Genomic DNA, 14,359 nt, shown 5'->3' with positions numbered 1-14,359 from the left:
CGGGCCCCGCACGCGCCGCGCCGGGAGCCGTTACTCCTCCCGCCGGTCGGCGAGACAGCGGCGGGTGGTCAGCGTGTCGGGATGGTCGGGGCCCAGCACCCGCGCAACGTCGGTCAACAGCTCGGCGAAAGCCGCTGCCGCTCCGGCCGGATCCCCTGATTCGCCTTGCCACCAGGCGAGATTGCGCCGTGCGGTGAGAGTGTCGGGGTGGTCGGGCCCCAGCACGCGCATGCGGGCGGCCACCACGTCGGCGAAGGCGCTCACGGCCTCGTCGGCGTCCCCCGCCTGCCCTCGCCAATGGGCGTGGCTGTGCCGGGCGTCGAGAGTGCGGGGGTGGTCGGGTCCCAGCACGCGCGTACGGTCGGTCACCAACTCGGCGAAGGCGGCCAAGGCACCGTCGGGATCGCCCGACTCCCCCTGCCACCAGGCCTGATTGCCCCGGGCCGTGAGGGTGTCGGGGTGGTCGGGTCCCAGCACGCGCACGCGGTCGGCCAGGACGTCGGCGAAGGCGGCCGCGGCCCCGGCGGCATCCCCCGATTCGCCGTGCCACCAGGCGAGGTTGTGCCGTGCGGTGAGGGTGTCGGGATGGTCCCGGCCCAGAACCCGCACCAGGTGCGGCAGTAGGTCGGCCGTCGCGGCGGCGGCTCCGGCCGTGTCCCCTGCCTTCCCCTGCCAGTAGGCCAGGCTGTGCCGCGTGACGAGGGTGTCGGGATGGTCCTCGCCCAGGTGGCGGCATGCGGTCGTGGTGAGGCGCCGGTAGTAGTCGCGCGCCGCGTCGGCCTGGCCGGCCTCGCCGAGACTGGTGCCGGCGCGGTACAGCACCGCGTGCGCGGCGGGCCGGTACAGCGCCTCCTCGGCACAGGCGGTCAGCGCCGCTGCGTTCGCGCGCAGGGCCTGGGCGAGGGCCGTGTCCCGCTCGACGGCCGGCCAGGCGGCCCGCAGGGCGTCGGCGGCGGCGTGGGCGGTCCGGTCGTACCTGCCGGGGGTGAGGCCGTCGCGGACAGCGCGCTGGACGAGTTGGTGCACGCGGACGGCCTGGTGGGGGGTCTCGGGGGTGTGATCGACCAGGCTGAGCCGGTGCAGCGCCCGCAGGGAGCGCACGGCATCCCGGGTGGACAGCGGAGGCTGCTGTTCTTCGGCGGGGTGCGGGCCGGTGCCGGTACCGGTGAGGTGCGCCGTGAGGTGGGTGAGCGCGGGCCCGCTCGTCAGAACGGCTTCGGGAACGCCGTTGGCATCGAGCAGCGAAGCCAATTGCAGCATGGGGCGGGCCACCCCCCGCGGGAGGAGGGTGTCGGCACGGTCGACCGACAGGGACCAGGCGGCCGCCAGGGAGAGGGGCTGGTCGTCGGGCAGCACATCGGGGACGGCGTCGGCGAGTGTGGCGCTGCGATCGGCGAGCAGAGCCCGGTAGGCGGCGGGGCCGACACCGACGTCGATCAGGTAGGCGGCGGCCTGGGACAGAGCCAGCGGCAGCCGGCCCAGCTCCTCGGCGAGCTCCGCGAGTTGGTCGTCGGGCTCGTGTCGGTCGTGGGCGGCCAGCGTCGTGGCGAGACAGGCCAGCGCTTCCGCCGGGGTGAACAGGCCGACTTCGAACGGGGAGCGGCCGCCGGCCGTCATGGCGGTGTCCCGGCGGCGGGTGGTGGCCAGCGTGCGGCCATGTGGGCCGGCCGGCGGCCACAGGCCGCGCAGATCGGCCGGGTCGGCGACGTCGTCGAGGACGACGAGCCAACGGCAGGGCGGCGCACCGTGTTTGGGTTCCAACCAGGCCAGGAAACTCGCGGCGGCCGTTCCCGGATCCGCCGGATCGGTACCCAGGATCTCCGCAGCGGCCTGCGCGTACCCGGACGTGATCGCGGAGGCACTCGTCGCGGTGATCCACACCAGCACATCCAGCTCACCCGATCTCCAGGCCCTGCGGGCGTGGTCGGCGGCCAGCTGGGTCTTGCCCACCCCGCCCATCCCGACCAGTACCCGCCCCCGCACCGCGTCCTGGCCCGCCAGGGCGTCGGCCTGTCCGTTCGCGCCCGTCATCAGCTCCTCCCGCAGCCGGACCGCCTCGACCCGATCCTGGAAACAGCCGGCCCGCGGCGGGATCACCCCCACCTGGTGGGGCCATCTCGCCGGTTCACGGGGCGCCGTGACGTGATGGTGTTGCACTCCCACGACAGGGCCGGTGAAGCAGCCGCCACGGAAATCGACGTGATCCCCACCCGTCACCACAGCCCCCAGGAATCCGGCGCAGCCAGCATGTCGACCGTACCGGCGCACCTACCCGGTTCGCGCGGTGCGTGAGCCCTGGCCGAGGGACGGGTGTCAGGCGCCGGCCGCCGCGCCACGGATCGCGTCGAGGGCACGTCGCACGTCGTCGTCGGTCGTCGACCAGTTGCTCACCGAGATGCGCATGACGCGGCGGCCGTGCCAGGTGGAGCCGCTGATCCATGTGGTGCCCTCGTCGAGCAGCCGTCCGATCACCCGCTGGGTGCGGTCGTCGTCGCCGAAGTCCGCGCAGACCTGCGTGAAGACCACGTCGTTGAGGACCGTCGCGCCGTCGATGTCGGCGATGCCGGCGGCGAAGGCGCCGGCATGCCGGCACAGCCGCTCGACGAGGTCGGCCACGCCCGATCGGCCGAGGGAGCGGAGCGCGGCCCACACGGTGAAGGCTCGCCCGCGCCGGGAGAGTTCGGGGACCTTGTCGATGGGATCGCCGTGTTCGTGTTGGATGAGGTAGGCGCCGTGCAGGCCCATCGCCGCGCGGAGGGCCGCCGGATCGCGTACGACGGCGAGGCCGCAGTCGTAGGGGACGTTCAGGGTCTTGTGGGCGTCCGTGGCCCAGGAATCGGCGGCTGAGCAGCCGTCCGTCAGGTGGGTGTGGCGGGGGGAGGCCGCTGCCCACAGACCGAAGGCGCCGTCGACGTGCACCCACGCACCCGCGTCGCGGGCGGCGGGGATCGCCTCCTCGAAGGGGTCGAACGCGCCGGAGTGGATGTCTCCGGCCTGGAGGATCACGATCGTGGGTCCGCGCCCGCCCGCCGCCAGGGTGCGCCGCAGGGCTTCCGGCTCGATGCGTCCCTGACCGTCCGCCTTCACCAACTCGGGTGCGCCCAGCCCGAGATAGCGCAGGGCCAGGTCGACGGCCATATGGCGGTCCTCACCGGCGACGACACGCAGGAGCGGCCCGCCCACGAGTCCGTCGCGGGCGACGTTCCAGCCGGCACCGTCCAGCACCGCGTCGCGTGCGGCGGCGAGGCAGGTGAAGTTCGCCATCGTGGCCCCGGTGGTGAAACCGACGGCACTCTCGCCCGGCAGACGCAGCAGATCGAGGAGCCAGGCGCCGGCGATGTCCTCCGCCGCCGTGTGCGCGGGAGAGACGGCACGCATGACACTGTTCTGGTCCCAGGCACTGACCAGCCAGTCCGTGGCCAGCGCGGCCGGTTCGGTGCCGCCGACGACGAATCCGTAGAAACGGCCGCTGGGAAACGCCGTGAGTCCCGGCTCGCAGGCCGTCGCCAGCAGGTCCACGACGTCGGCGGGCGGACTCGGCCCGCCGGGCAGGTCGGCACCGAGCGCGCGTACCGTCTCCTCGACCGACGCGCGGGCAGGAATCGGGCGTTCGGACAGGCTCGCCAGCCAGCGCACGGCATGCCGGTACGCCCGCTGGAGCGCTGCCTCGCGCGCATCCATACCTCGGACTATGAAACGTCCGGGGCCACGCCGCAAGCCGTACCGAGGCGCGGCGGCGGCAGACCGGCGGTGGTCGCTCGGGAGCGGGAACGGCTGCCGAGTCGGTGCCGCCGGGGCGGCAGGGGCGACAGGGGGTCGGCCGGCCCGGCGTTCGTCACCTCGCCCGATGCCCGCCCGTGTCCGGATGTTCCAGGTGTGAGGCGAGGACGGCGGCCTGGACTCGGCGTTGTACGCCGAGTTTGGCCAGGAGGCGGGAGATGTGGTTCTTGACGGTCTTCTCCGACAGGTAGAGCTTCTTGCCGATCTCGCGGTTGGTCAGGCCTTCGCCGATCAGTGCCAGGATGTCCCGCTCGCGGGGGGACAGGCTCGCCAGCTCGGACGGTACGGCGGGGGTCTCCGCGGGGTCGGCGCGCAGGGAGCGCATCAGTCGGGCGGTGGTCGCGGGGTCCAGCATCGACTGGCCCGAGGCCACCGTGCGTACCGCCGAGACGAGGTCGGACCCCTTGATCTGCTTGAGGACGTAGCCGGAGGCGCCGGCCATGATCGCGTCGAGCAGGGCCTCCTCGTCGTCGAAGGAGGTCAGCATCAGGCAGGCCAGCTCCGGCATCTGGCTGCGCAGCTCCCGGCAGACCGAGATGCCGTCACCGTCCGGCAGACGGACGTCGAGGACGGCGACATCGGGGCGGAGCGCGGGGCCTCGTGCGAGGGCGTGGTCGACGGTGCCGGCGTCGCCGATCACCGAGATGTCGGGCTCGGAGTCCAGCAGGTCGGCCAGACCGCGGCGGACGACCTCGTGGTCGTCCAGCAGAAACACCCGGATCGGGTTCTGCTCGGTGAATGTGCGTGGCTCCGGCATGGTGACCCCTCGTTCCCCGGCGGAGGACAGACTGTGGGCTGTTCCTCATCTCGATCATCACTCGGCCGGGCCGAATGCACCAGGGCCGACCGGCCCTACTCTCGGCGTGCAGCGTGGAGTGTCGTCGGTCCGGGGCGATTCACCTAGACGGTGCTGCCGGCGCCGTACGGGGCGTACAGGTCCAGGAGGCGGGTCCTGGTCGAGCGGAGGCGGTGGGCGAGGATCTGGCCCACCCACTGGCTGATGTCCTGGCCCAGAGCCGGATCGTCCTGGCACATCGACCGGACGGCCGTGGCGTCGAACTCGTAGGCCCGGACCGGTGTGGTCGCCTCGGCGCCCAGGTGCCAGACGTGCGGTGTGAACAGCCAGGACCAGCCGACCATCTCGTTGTGCCCGAGGTTCTCGATGACGGCGGCCCGGCGGCCCGGGACCCGCATGTCCAGTTCGATCCTGCCGGTGTGGATGATCCAGAAGCGGTCGGCGCGTGCGCCTTCCTCGAACAGGCGGGTTCCCTGGGGGATGGACACCTCCCGCGCGACGCGCATGAGTCGCCCGCGGTGCTCCGCGGAGAGCGAGCGCAGCAGGCTGGGAGTGGGGGAAATGTTCATGGCATGTCTCCCTGGGCGGGGGTCCGAACCTTCAGGGCCAGCGTCCGCCCGGCCGGCGAGGTGGTCCATGGGCCACCCGGTCCCCGCACCGACCCGGTCGGCCCCCTGTTCGACACCGCCCCGCGGGGGACCGGTCGGGCCCGATCAGGGACCAGTGGCCCCTGCGCTACGACGCCCTCGATCGCGACGCTGGAATCGGATCCCTTGTCCCAGGAGGTGGAGACCATGCCCCGCACCGTCACCGTGGGCCTCGACGGTTCACGCGAGAGTCGGGCCGCCGCGGAATGGGCGGCTCGCGAAGCCGACCTGCGCGACCTGCCCCTGAAGATCGTCCATGTCTGGGAGCCGGTCCCGGAGCCGATGGCCCAGGCGCCGCTCCTCGGCGCCGAGACGCGGCAGCACTGGACCGAACGCCTTCCTCGTGAGGCCGCCGAGGGCATCAGCCTGCGGCACCCGCGCGTCGAGGTGATCAGCGAGCATGTGTCCGGCCACCCGGCCGACGTCCTCGCGGAGGCGGCGAAGAACGCCGAACTCCTGGTCCTCGGCTCGCGCGGTCTCGGCGGGATCGGCGGGTTCATGGTGGGCTCGGTGAGTCTGTCCGTCGTCGCGCACGCCGAGCGCCCCGTGGTGCTGGTGCGTGCGCTGGAGCAGGCCGCCGACGAGCACGAGAGGGACCCGGCGGGTGTTCCGTCCGCCGCGACTCCGTTCCGGCCCGTGGTGCTCGGCCTCGACATCGAGCGCCCCGACCCGGCACTGATCGAGTTCGCCTTCGACGCCGCCGTACGCCGGAACACGTCCCTGAGGGTCGTCCACGGCTGGAACCCGCCGCCCTACTACGCGCTCGGCATGCCGGCCGACCCCGCGTTGTACGAAGGCCTGGAACGCGGCCGGTCCGAGGCCCTGGCCGAGGTACTGCGGCCCTGGCGGCAGAAGTTCCCGGACGTGGCGGTCGTCGAGGAGTCCTGTCACGGCAGCGCGGGCGTCCATGTCGTGGACGCCGCCCGCGAGGCGTCCCTCGTCGTCGTGGGCCGGCGGATCCGCCGCAATCCGTTCGGTGCGCACATCGGCCACGTCACGCACGCCGTCGTGCATCACTCCACCGCCCCCGTCGTCGTTGTCCCTCACGGCTGAACCACTTCCGGGCCCCCGGGGTCCCGGACTCTCGAGGAGAAGAGATCCATGAAGGCAGCGGTCGTACGAGCGTTCGGGGAACCCCTGGTCATCGAGGAGCGCCCCGACCCGGAGCCCGGCCCCGGCCAGGTCCGCGTCCGGGTGGAGGCGTCCGGGCTGTGCCACACCGACATCCACGCGGCGCACGGCGACTGGCCGGTCAAGCCGAGCCCGCCGTTCGTCCCCGGGCACGAGGGCGTCGGCCTCGTCGAGAAGCTCGGTGAGGGCGTCACCCACCTGTCCGTCGGGCAGCGGGTCGCCGTGCCCTGGCTCGGCTGGGCGTGCGGGCGGTGCGAGCACTGTCTGTCCGGCTGGGAGACGCTCTGTGAGCAGCAGATCAACACCGGTTACGGCTGCGACGGCGGGTACGCCGAGAAGATGCTGGCCTGGGCCGACTTCGCCCAGCCCGTGCCCGAGGGGATCACGGCCCTGGACGCCGCCCCGCTGACCTGCGCGGGCGTGACGACGTACAAGGCGCTCAAGGTCGCCGACGTCCGGCCCAGCCAGCTCGTCGCGATCTCCGGCGTCGGTGGGCTCGGCCACCTGGCCGTGCAGTACGCGAAGATCGCCGGAGCCACCGTCGCGGCGATCGACGTCACCGACGAGAAGCTCGAACTCGCCGCGGAACTGGGCGCCGATCTCCTCGTCGACGCCCGCAAGCAGGACGTGGGCGAGGAGCTCAAGCGGCACGGCGGCGCGCACGCGGCCCTCGCGCTCGCGGTGAACGACGCGGCCTTCGAGGCCGTCAACGCAGGGCTGCGCCGGGGCGGCAAACTGGTCATGGTGGCCCTGCCGGCCCACGGCACGGTCCGGGTGCCCGTCTTCGACACCGTACTGAACGGGACGAGCGTGATCGGCTCGATCGTCGGCACCCGGCAGGACCTCGCCGAGGTCTTCCAGCTGCACGCGGCTGGGCGCACCAAGGTCGTCCACGAGGCCCGCCCCCTCGCCTCCGTCAACGACTCCATCGCCGAGGTGCTGCGCGGCGAGGTCAAGGCCCGCATCGTCTTCGACCTGAGCGGCGGCGAGGACCGGCCGGCGGGGGAGGGGGACGGTGAGGAGGGCCGTACGGCCCAAGCGGATTAGCCGATTACCGGACAAGCTGGATGTGTAGGGCAGTCTCGGCACGCGCACAGAGGGATGGTGAGGAGCGTCATGAAAGGCTTCGTCTTCCACGGCCCCGGGCAGTCCGCATGGGAAGAGGTCCCGGACCCTGCCGTCAAGGATCCCACCGACGCCATCGTGCGGGTCGACGCCGTCACCATCTGCGGCACGGACCTGCACATCCTCAAGGGCGACGTCCCCGAGGTGCGCCCGGGCACCGTTCTGGGCCACGAGGCCGTCGGCGAGATCATGGAGGTCGGCGGCGACGTCAGGACCGTACGCCCGGGGGACCGCGTGCTGGTCTCCTGCATCAGCGCCTGCGGCCGCTGCCGCTACTGCCGTGAGGCCGCCTACGGCCAGTGCCGGGGCGGCGGCGGCTGGATCCTCGGCCATCTCATCGACGGCACCCAGGCGGAGTACGTCCGTGTCCCCTACGCCGACCTGTCCGTGCACGCCCTGCCCGGCGCGGTCGAGAGCAAGGACGCCGTCCTGCTCGCGGACATCTTCCCGACCGCCTACGAGGTCGGCGTCCTCAACGGGCGCGTACGCCCCGGAGACACCGTCGCCGTCGTCGGCGCCGGCCCCATCGGCCTCGCCGCGATCGCCACGGCGCGCCTCTTCGGCCCCGAGCGGATCGTCGCCGTCGACCTGGCCGCGTCCCGGCTGGAGGCCGCCCGGCGGCTCGGCGCCGACGCCGTCGCCGACGCCCGGGAGACGCCCGAGCAACTGATCGCCGACCTCACCGACGGACTCGGCGCGGACGTCGTCATCGAGGCGGTCGGTGTGCCGGAGAGCTTCGAGCAGTGCACACGCATGGTGCGGCCCGGCGGGCATGTGGCCAACGTCGGCGTCCACGGCAAGCCGGCCACGCTGCACCTGGAAGACCTGTGGATCAAGAACGTGACCATCACCACGGGCCTCGTGGACACCCACTCCACGCCCACCCTCCTGCGGATGGCCGCGGCCGGCCGGCTGCCCACCGCGCAACTGGTCACCCACACCTTCCCGCTGGACCACATGGAGGAGGCGTACGACGTCTTCGCCCGGGCCGCCGACACCGGCGCGCTCAAGGTGGTCCTCGGCGAGCAGCCGCACGACGAGGTCGCCGTCCGGGCGACCTGACCATCCGGGCGACCTGACGAGAGGACGTGACGGGCCATGCCCGAACAGACACAGGGGAACGCGACGAAGGGCGCGCCCTCGGGCGACCTGGGCCGCCGGCTCGCCGCACGCCGCGTCCAGCTCGGGCTGACGCGGGAGGAGACGGCGGCCCGCGCGGGCATGGCCACCGGCTATCTGCGGCACCTGGAGGAGCATGCCGGCGCCGCGCCCAGCCAGGGCCCGCTGCTCAGGCTGGCGGGAGCCCTGCGGACCACCATCTCGGCGCTCACCGGCGGCGATGCCGATCTGCCTCCCGGTCCTGGAGAGGCCGGTCGTGATCCCGAGTTCACCGAACTGACCAGGACCGAGTGCGCCGACCTGCTGTCGACGCACGGTGTGGGCAGGCTCGCGGTGGGCACGGCTCTCGGACCGGTGATCGTCCCCGTCAACTACAGCGTCGTCGACGAGACGGTCGTCTTCAGGACCGCCCACGGCGCCACGCCGTCCCTGGCGTCCGGCTCCGCGGTCGCCTTCGAGGTCGACCGCATCGACGACACGTTCAGCGAGGGCTGGAGCGTGTTGCTGCGCGGACACGCCCGCACGGTGACGGACATCGGCGAGGAGCGCCGGCTCGCCGAGCAGGCCCACAGCACGCCCTGGGCCGGAGGCCGACGCGACGTGTGGGTGCGCATCGAACCGTACGCCGTCACGGGACGCCGGATCTCGGTCTGAACCGGGGTCCTGCCCGGGAGACCGTGCTCAGGGAGCCGGGTGGGAGACGAGAAGGCAGATGTACACCGACGACGGATTCCGCGAACTCGGCCGGCAGGAGTGCGCGCGCCTGCTGGCCAAGGTGCCGGTGGGGCGCATCGTGTACACACGGCAGGCGCTGCCCGCCGTGCTGCCGGTCAACTTCGCCCTGGACCAGGACGGCGCGGTCCTGGTGCGCACGTCGGCCACCTCGCAGCTGGTCAGCGCGATCGGCGGCGCGGTGGTCGCCTTCGAGGCCGACGAGGTCGACGCGGCCACGCGGTCCGGCTGGAGCGTCGTGGTCACCGGAGCGGCCACCGTGGTGACCGACCCCACCGAGCACGCACGGCTCCTGCGCACCGGGCCGCGGTCCTGGGTACCGGTACCCCAGGAGGTCTTCGTACGCATCGAGCCGGAGCTGATCACCGGACGCGAACTCGTCGGCGGACGCGCCCAGGACGGCGTGCGCTTCCGGCTCTGAACGGCTGAACGGCCCTTGCGGCAAGGGCCGTTCGGTGTCCGGTCAGGCGTTCGCCCAGGCATCCCCCAGGCGTCCCGCCGCGTGTTCGCGTGCGACCGGCCGTGAGCGGTGCTCGACGTCCCTACGCCGGCGTCCCGGCGTGCAGCACGGCGAACACCCCACGGGCACGGGTGCCGGCCGGCAGCTGCCAGGAGCCGGTGACGTGGCCGATCGCTCCCCGCGGGGAGAGCGACGCGCCGTCCGGGGCGGGCGACAGGACCCGGTGCAGCCGGAGGGTCGTGCCGTGCGGCATGGTCAGTTCGGTGCCTTCACGGTCGTCGTCGGCCGTGAAGTCCGTGGAGAGGGGGCCCTCGACGGTGCAGGAGGCGATGACCTCCCGGTCGGGGGCGTCGCTGATGTTCTGGTCCTGCGCCCGCACCCGGCCCTCGATCAGGGCCACCAACTGGGCGACCGACACGGGGTCGTGGCAGCCGTCGTAGGCCCAGCGCCGTCCCAGCACCCCGTGCTCCATGGTGCCGACGAGAGCGTGCTCCGCCCCTTCCAGCGGGGCACCGCGGTAGGTGAGGGGCAGCAGGTAGGCGATCGGGTGAGGGCCGGAGGCATCGGTGACCACCATGAACTCGATCCCGACGTCGCCGCGCGGGTCGTCCAGCCGGAAGCCGCCGGCCTTCGCCAACCGCGGTGCACCGCCGCCGCCTCGGTACCACGGCCGGGACGGCAGCCAGGAGGTGAGCAGTTCGAGCTTGGACGGCGTGAGGACGGTGCGGTGGATGACGGCCATGCCGGAGGATCTCTTTCCCTGAGCGGACGCGAGCCCGCTCACCCTCGCATCCGGGCGGCGCCGGCAGCGACGGATTTCCGGCATACAAGATCCGCGAGCCAGAAGCCACGAGCCGGGAGCCCAGCCGTGAGGCAGGAGGCAGGCTCCGGTGGTCGTCAGGCGGACAGGGAGGGATCGTGGGCCGTCAGGCGGACCCCGGTGACCAGATCGGGGTGGATGCGGACGGCGTGATCCATCCGTTGCGTGCCCCAGGGGCGCAACAGGGCCCGGTAGTCGGCCAGTTCCCGTGGATCCGTGACCAGCCGCGCATAGCCCGTGACCACCACGCTCCAGCCGAGGTGGGTGTCCGGGTCGATGTCGTCGGCCTCGTAGGCGACGACGGCTCCCTCACTCCCGGTCCGGCGCGTGTACCGGGTCAGCGCGGCGTCACCGTGGGTGCGGATGACGATGTCGCCGTCGACCAGGACATGGTTGACCGGGCGGACGGTCGGCAGCGCGTGCCGGGTGAAGACGATCCGGCCCAGGGACACGCCGCCCAGGAGCCGCAACGCCTCCGCGCCCTCCAACTCGACACTCCAGTGCGGTTCCGAAGGGTTCGACGGGTTCGACGGGTTCGACGGGTCGTCGTCGCCGGCCGTGGCGGGCGTCCGCATCGTTGAGTCACTCACCGTTCTCCGCCTCCCGCAGCCATGCCTGGGCCCGACCCGGCCATTCGAACGGCACGGGACGCCTCGGCGCCAGGGCCGCTCGGCCCCGGTCGGCGTCCGGTGGTCCCTCGCCTCACGCGGGTGACCGCGCGGCCGCACGGGCGGAGCGACACCGCGGGGGATCGGTGCCGCTCCTGGTGCCACTCTGCCCCGGACGCCGCCGTCCCGCCAGATGCCGATGGTCCCCTTCCCCGGGGCCGGAGGTCCCTCGTGCGCGGACGGCGACCCCGGCGATCCGGCCCGGCAACCCCGACGATCCGGCCCGATCCGGTCGCCCCCCGGCCGGGCCCGCCCCGGCGCGCTACCGCGTCCCCCGGCCGCGCACTACCGTGGCACATGATCGGACCGGTGGTCGTCCGTACGTCGAGGGAGCTGGAGGAGTGCGGGTGGGAAGCCGCGAGGAGGCCCGGGTACGGCTGCCTCAGCTGAGGCTGGACGAGCTGCTGGAGGAGCTTCAGGCGCGGCTGGACGCGGCCCGCGGCACCCGCGACCGGGTGCACAGCCTGCTGGAGGCGGTGCTGTCGGTCGGCCGGGAGCTGGATCTGGAGCAGGCCCTGCGCAGCATCGTGGAGGCCGCCGCGTTGCTCGTCGACGCGCAGTACGCGGCGCTGGGTGTGATCGGCCCGGACGGCAGGCGGCTGTCGGCCTTCCACACGGTCGGGGTCAGCGAGGAGGAGGTCGCCCGGATCGGTCCGTATCCGGAGGGCCACGGCATCCTGGGCGAGCTGATCCGTCATCCCGAGCCGCTGCGCCTGTCCAAGATCTCGGAGCACCCGTCCTCGTACGGCTTCCCGCCCCACCACCCGCCGATGAACACCTTCCTCGGCGTCCCGATCAGGGTGCGCGACCAGGTCTTCGGCAACCTGTACCTGACCGAGAAGCGGGGTGGCGCGCAGTTCGACGAGGAGGACGTCTCGGTCACGCTCACGCTGGCCGTGGCGGCCGGAGTCGCGATCGACAACGCCCGGCTGTACGCCGAGTCCCGGCTGCGTGAGCGCTGGCTGCGGGCGAACGCCGAGATCACCCACAGCCTGATGTCCGGCGGGGCGCGTACCGACGTCCTCGGTCTGATCGCCGAGCGGGCCGGTGAGATCACCGGCTCGGCCCTGGCGGCGGTCGCGGTGCCCATGGAGGACACGGGTTCGCTCGCCGTGGAGATCGCCGTCGGGATGGACGCCGACGCGCACCGCGGTCTCGTCCTGTCCATGGACCGGAGCCTGATGGGACTGGCCTTCTCCGGCGCGGCGCCGGTGACCAGCGAGGACGCCGCCCACGACGGAAGGATCTCGCTGGAGCCGCCGCGCTTCGGCGGGCTCGGCCCGGCCGTGGCCGTGCCCATCGGCACGGGCGAGGCGGGTCCCCGAGGCGTGGTCCTGCTGGCGCGAGAAGTCGGTCGGCCGGCGTTCTCGGCGACGGAGACCGAGACGTTGCAGGCGTTCGCCGCCCAGGCCGCCGTCGCGATGGAGCTGGCGGAACGCCGTCAGGACGCGCAGCAGATCGCGGTGCTCGAGGACCGCGACCGGATCGCCCGTGACCTGCACGATCTGGCGATCCAGCGGTTGTTCGCCACCGGGATGACCTTGCAGAGCGCGGGCCGTTTCATCGAGCACGCGGAGGCCTCCGAGCGCGTGGCGCGTGCGGTGGACGATCTCGACGAGACCATCAAGATCATCAGGTCGACGATCTTCGGCCTGCGCACCCGTGAGGGCGCCGGCGAGGCGGGGCTGCGAGCCCGCGCCGTACGCGTGGTCGGGGACGCGGCGCCCGTCCTGGGCTTCGCCCCCAGCGTGCGGATGGAAGGCCTGCTGGACACCGATGTGCCCAAGGAGACCGCCGACGACGTGGTGGCCGTGCTCTCCGAGGCCCTGACCAACATCGCCCGGCACGCCCGTGCCCGACGGGCCGAGGTGGTCCTGGCCACGGACGGACGGGAGGTACGCCTGTCGGTCACCGACGACGGCGTGGGCATTCCGGCCGGCGGCCGCCGCAGCGGGCTGCGCAACATGGCGGAACGGGCCGAGCGGTCGGGCGGCCGGCTGGAGCTGGGGGAGCCCGAGGGCGGCGGCACCACGCTGCTGTGGCGGGTGCCGTTGCGCAAGGCGTAGCGGGGGAGGCGTCCCGGGGCGGCCCCGGAGCGGCCCCGGAGCGGCGGCCCCGGGGCGTACGAGCCGCAGGCGCCGGAGGGCTGTCCGGTGGCGGTCGTCCCGGGGACGGTGTGACCGTTGTAGTCACCGGCACTCGAACGCGGTCGCCGGCAGTCACCCGCAGTCGCCCACAGCCGAATGCAGTCACCCGCACTCCGAGGAGGAGCGATGACGGCCGCCCGGTCCCGTGACGTGCTCACCCCCGCGCTCAGGGGCCTCGGCGCAGTCGTGTTCGACACCGACGGGGTGATCACCGACTCGGCGCGCGTGCACGCGGCCGCCTGGAAGACCGCCTTCGACGCGTTCCTGGCCGAGCACCCGCCCCAGCAGCCGCCCGAGCGTGCGTCCAAGGCCCCGCCCGGGGCGCCGCCCGAGGCCCCCAGCCCACCGCGGCCCTTCGACGCCGACGACTACCTGCGGTACGTGGACGGCAGGTCCCGGCTCGACGGTGCCGCCGCGTTCCTGGCATCGCGCGGGTTCGAACCGGCACCGGCGACCGTGAGCGCCGTGGCGGACCACAAGGAGCGACTGTTCACCGAGCGGCTCCGCGAGCGGGGCGTCGACGCGTATCCGGGCACGCTGCGTCTGGTGCGCGCCCTGCGCGGCGCGGGGATCGCGGTCGCGGCGGCCTCCGCGTCGCGGCACGCCGCCGAGCTGCTCACCGGGGCGGGCGCGCTGGACCTCTTCGACGCCCTGGTCGACGGCGGCGAGGCGGCCCGCCTGGGGCTCGGCGGCAAGCCGCGGCCCGACCTCTTCCTCGAAGCCGCCCGTCGGCTCGGCGTTCCGCCCGCCCGGGCCGCCGTCGTGGAGGACGCCCTGGCGGGCGTCGAAGCGGGCCGCAGCGGCGGATTCGCCCTCGTCGTCGGCGTGGACCGGACCGCTGGCCCGGACACCCGGCCGAGACTTCTCCGGCACGGCGCCGACATCGTCGTCACGGATCTCGCGGAGCTGCTCGACGACGGGACACGGCGGTGAC

13 protein-coding genes are annotated in these 14,359 nt (G+C 73.3%); 7 read left to right on the top strand and 6 right to left on the bottom strand.

Annotation, left to right across the window (positions count from 1 at the left end):
* Window positions 1-30: 30 nt before the first annotated feature.
* From fxsT to IE275_RS10470, 4 genes are all read right to left on the bottom strand, one after another.
* Window positions 31-2,097, bottom strand: coding sequence for an FxSxx-COOH system tetratricopeptide repeat protein (gene fxsT / locus IE275_RS10485; protein WP_229870186.1), 2,067 nt, complete (start codon window positions 2,095-2,097; stop codon window positions 31-33).
* A gap of 216 nt (window positions 2,098-2,313) precedes the next feature.
* A complete protein-coding gene (locus IE275_RS10480) occupies window positions 2,314-3,681 on the bottom strand; it encodes a pyridoxal phosphate-dependent decarboxylase family protein (protein WP_189710109.1) in 1,368 nt (455 codons plus the stop codon).
* A gap of 154 nt (window positions 3,682-3,835) precedes the next feature.
* Window positions 3,836-4,537 (bottom strand): response regulator, encoded by a 702-nt coding sequence (locus tag IE275_RS10475; protein WP_189710107.1) that lies wholly within the window; start codon window positions 4,535-4,537, stop codon window positions 3,836-3,838.
* A 143-nt stretch (window positions 4,538-4,680) separates the two neighbouring features.
* Complete coding sequence (locus tag IE275_RS10470) at window positions 4,681-5,145, bottom strand: cyclic nucleotide-binding domain-containing protein (protein ID WP_189710105.1); 465 nt, start codon at window positions 5,143-5,145, stop codon at window positions 4,681-4,683.
* A gap of 225 nt (window positions 5,146-5,370) precedes the next feature.
* Between IE275_RS10470 and IE275_RS10465 the strand changes: the two genes are divergently transcribed.
* The 5 genes from IE275_RS10465 to IE275_RS10445 all read left to right on the top strand — a co-directional run bounded on the left by IE275_RS10465 (window position 5,371) and on the right by IE275_RS10445 (window position 9,751).
* Window positions 5,371-6,276 carry a universal stress protein gene (locus IE275_RS10465; RefSeq protein WP_189710103.1) on the top strand — a complete coding sequence of 302 codons (906 nt, stop codon included), beginning with the start codon at window positions 5,371-5,373 and terminating at the stop codon, window positions 6,274-6,276.
* Window positions 6,277-6,324: 48 nt separating this feature from the next.
* Window positions 6,325-7,401: a zinc-dependent alcohol dehydrogenase gene (locus IE275_RS10460; RefSeq protein WP_189710101.1), complete on the top strand. Its 1,077-nt coding sequence runs from the start codon at window positions 6,325-6,327 to the stop codon at window positions 7,399-7,401.
* A gap of 69 nt (window positions 7,402-7,470) precedes the next feature.
* Window positions 7,471-8,541, top strand: a complete 1,071-nt coding sequence (locus tag IE275_RS10455) for a zinc-dependent alcohol dehydrogenase family protein (protein ID WP_189710099.1) — start codon at window positions 7,471-7,473, stop codon at window positions 8,539-8,541.
* Between the two features lie 36 nt (window positions 8,542-8,577).
* The gene (locus IE275_RS10450; RefSeq protein ID WP_189710097.1) at window positions 8,578-9,252 is read left to right on the top strand and encodes a helix-turn-helix domain-containing protein; all 675 of its coding nucleotides are present in this window, start codon (window positions 8,578-8,580) and stop codon (window positions 9,250-9,252) included.
* Between the two features lie 58 nt (window positions 9,253-9,310).
* Window positions 9,311-9,751 (top strand): pyridoxamine 5'-phosphate oxidase family protein, encoded by a 441-nt coding sequence (locus tag IE275_RS10445; RefSeq protein WP_189710095.1) that lies wholly within the window; start codon window positions 9,311-9,313, stop codon window positions 9,749-9,751.
* Between the two features lie 121 nt (window positions 9,752-9,872).
* Here IE275_RS10445 and IE275_RS10440 read toward each other — a convergent pair whose 3' ends face one another.
* Window positions 9,873-10,532 carry a maltokinase N-terminal cap-like domain-containing protein gene (locus tag IE275_RS10440; RefSeq protein WP_189710093.1) on the bottom strand — a complete coding sequence of 220 codons (660 nt, stop codon included), beginning with the start codon at window positions 10,530-10,532 and terminating at the stop codon, window positions 9,873-9,875.
* 155 nt (window positions 10,533-10,687) lie between these two features.
* Window positions 10,688-11,185, bottom strand: a complete 498-nt coding sequence (locus IE275_RS10435; RefSeq protein ID WP_189710500.1) for a pyridoxamine 5'-phosphate oxidase family protein — start codon at window positions 11,183-11,185, stop codon at window positions 10,688-10,690.
* A gap of 440 nt (window positions 11,186-11,625) precedes the next feature.
* Between IE275_RS10435 and IE275_RS10430 the strand changes: the two genes are divergently transcribed.
* Together IE275_RS10430 and IE275_RS10425 are read left to right on the top strand one after the other, a co-directional pair.
* Window positions 11,626-13,344, top strand: a complete 1,719-nt coding sequence (locus tag IE275_RS10430; RefSeq protein ID WP_189710091.1) for a GAF domain-containing sensor histidine kinase — start codon at window positions 11,626-11,628, stop codon at window positions 13,342-13,344.
* A gap of 207 nt (window positions 13,345-13,551) precedes the next feature.
* Window positions 13,552-14,358, top strand: coding sequence for an HAD family hydrolase (locus tag IE275_RS10425; protein ID WP_189710089.1), 807 nt, complete (start codon window positions 13,552-13,554; stop codon window positions 14,356-14,358).
* The last annotated feature ends 1 nt before the right edge of the window (window position 14,359 follow it).

The organism is Streptomyces phaeofaciens, from assembly GCF_014648915.1.
In the GTDB taxonomy this organism is placed as follows: Bacteria; Actinomycetota; Actinomycetes; order Streptomycetales; family Streptomycetaceae; genus Streptomyces; species Streptomyces phaeofaciens.
The sequence above is the reverse complement of the archived record's forward strand: the minus strand, read 5'-3'. Positions and strand labels throughout refer to the sequence as shown.

Excerpts from the sequence above, each read along its gene's own strand:
- IE275_RS10480 (WP_189710109.1), bottom strand. The coding sequence starts at position 3,681 with ATGGATGCGCGCGAGGCAGCGCTCCAGCGGGCGTACCGGCATGCCGTG.
- IE275_RS10475 (WP_189710107.1), bottom strand. The coding sequence starts at position 4,537 with ATGCCGGAGCCACGCACATTCACCGAGCAGAACCCGATCCGGGTGTTT.
- IE275_RS10470 (WP_189710105.1), bottom strand. The coding sequence starts at position 5,145 with ATGAACATTTCCCCCACTCCCAGCCTGCTGCGCTCGCTCTCCGCGGAG.
- IE275_RS10465 (WP_189710103.1), top strand. The coding sequence starts at position 5,371 with ATGCCCCGCACCGTCACCGTGGGCCTCGACGGTTCACGCGAGAGTCGG.
- IE275_RS10460 (WP_189710101.1), top strand. The coding sequence starts at position 6,325 with ATGAAGGCAGCGGTCGTACGAGCGTTCGGGGAACCCCTGGTCATCGAG.
- IE275_RS10455 (WP_189710099.1), top strand. The coding sequence starts at position 7,471 with ATGAAAGGCTTCGTCTTCCACGGCCCCGGGCAGTCCGCATGGGAAGAG.
- IE275_RS10450 (WP_189710097.1), top strand. The coding sequence starts at position 8,578 with ATGCCCGAACAGACACAGGGGAACGCGACGAAGGGCGCGCCCTCGGGC.
- IE275_RS10445 (WP_189710095.1), top strand. The coding sequence starts at position 9,311 with ATGTACACCGACGACGGATTCCGCGAACTCGGCCGGCAGGAGTGCGCG.
- IE275_RS10440 (WP_189710093.1), bottom strand. The coding sequence starts at position 10,532 with ATGGCCGTCATCCACCGCACCGTCCTCACGCCGTCCAAGCTCGAACTG.
- IE275_RS10435 (WP_189710500.1), bottom strand. The coding sequence starts at position 11,185 with ATGCGGACGCCCGCCACGGCCGGCGACGACGACCCGTCGAACCCGTCG.
- IE275_RS10425 (WP_189710089.1), top strand. The coding sequence starts at position 13,552 with ATGACGGCCGCCCGGTCCCGTGACGTGCTCACCCCCGCGCTCAGGGGC.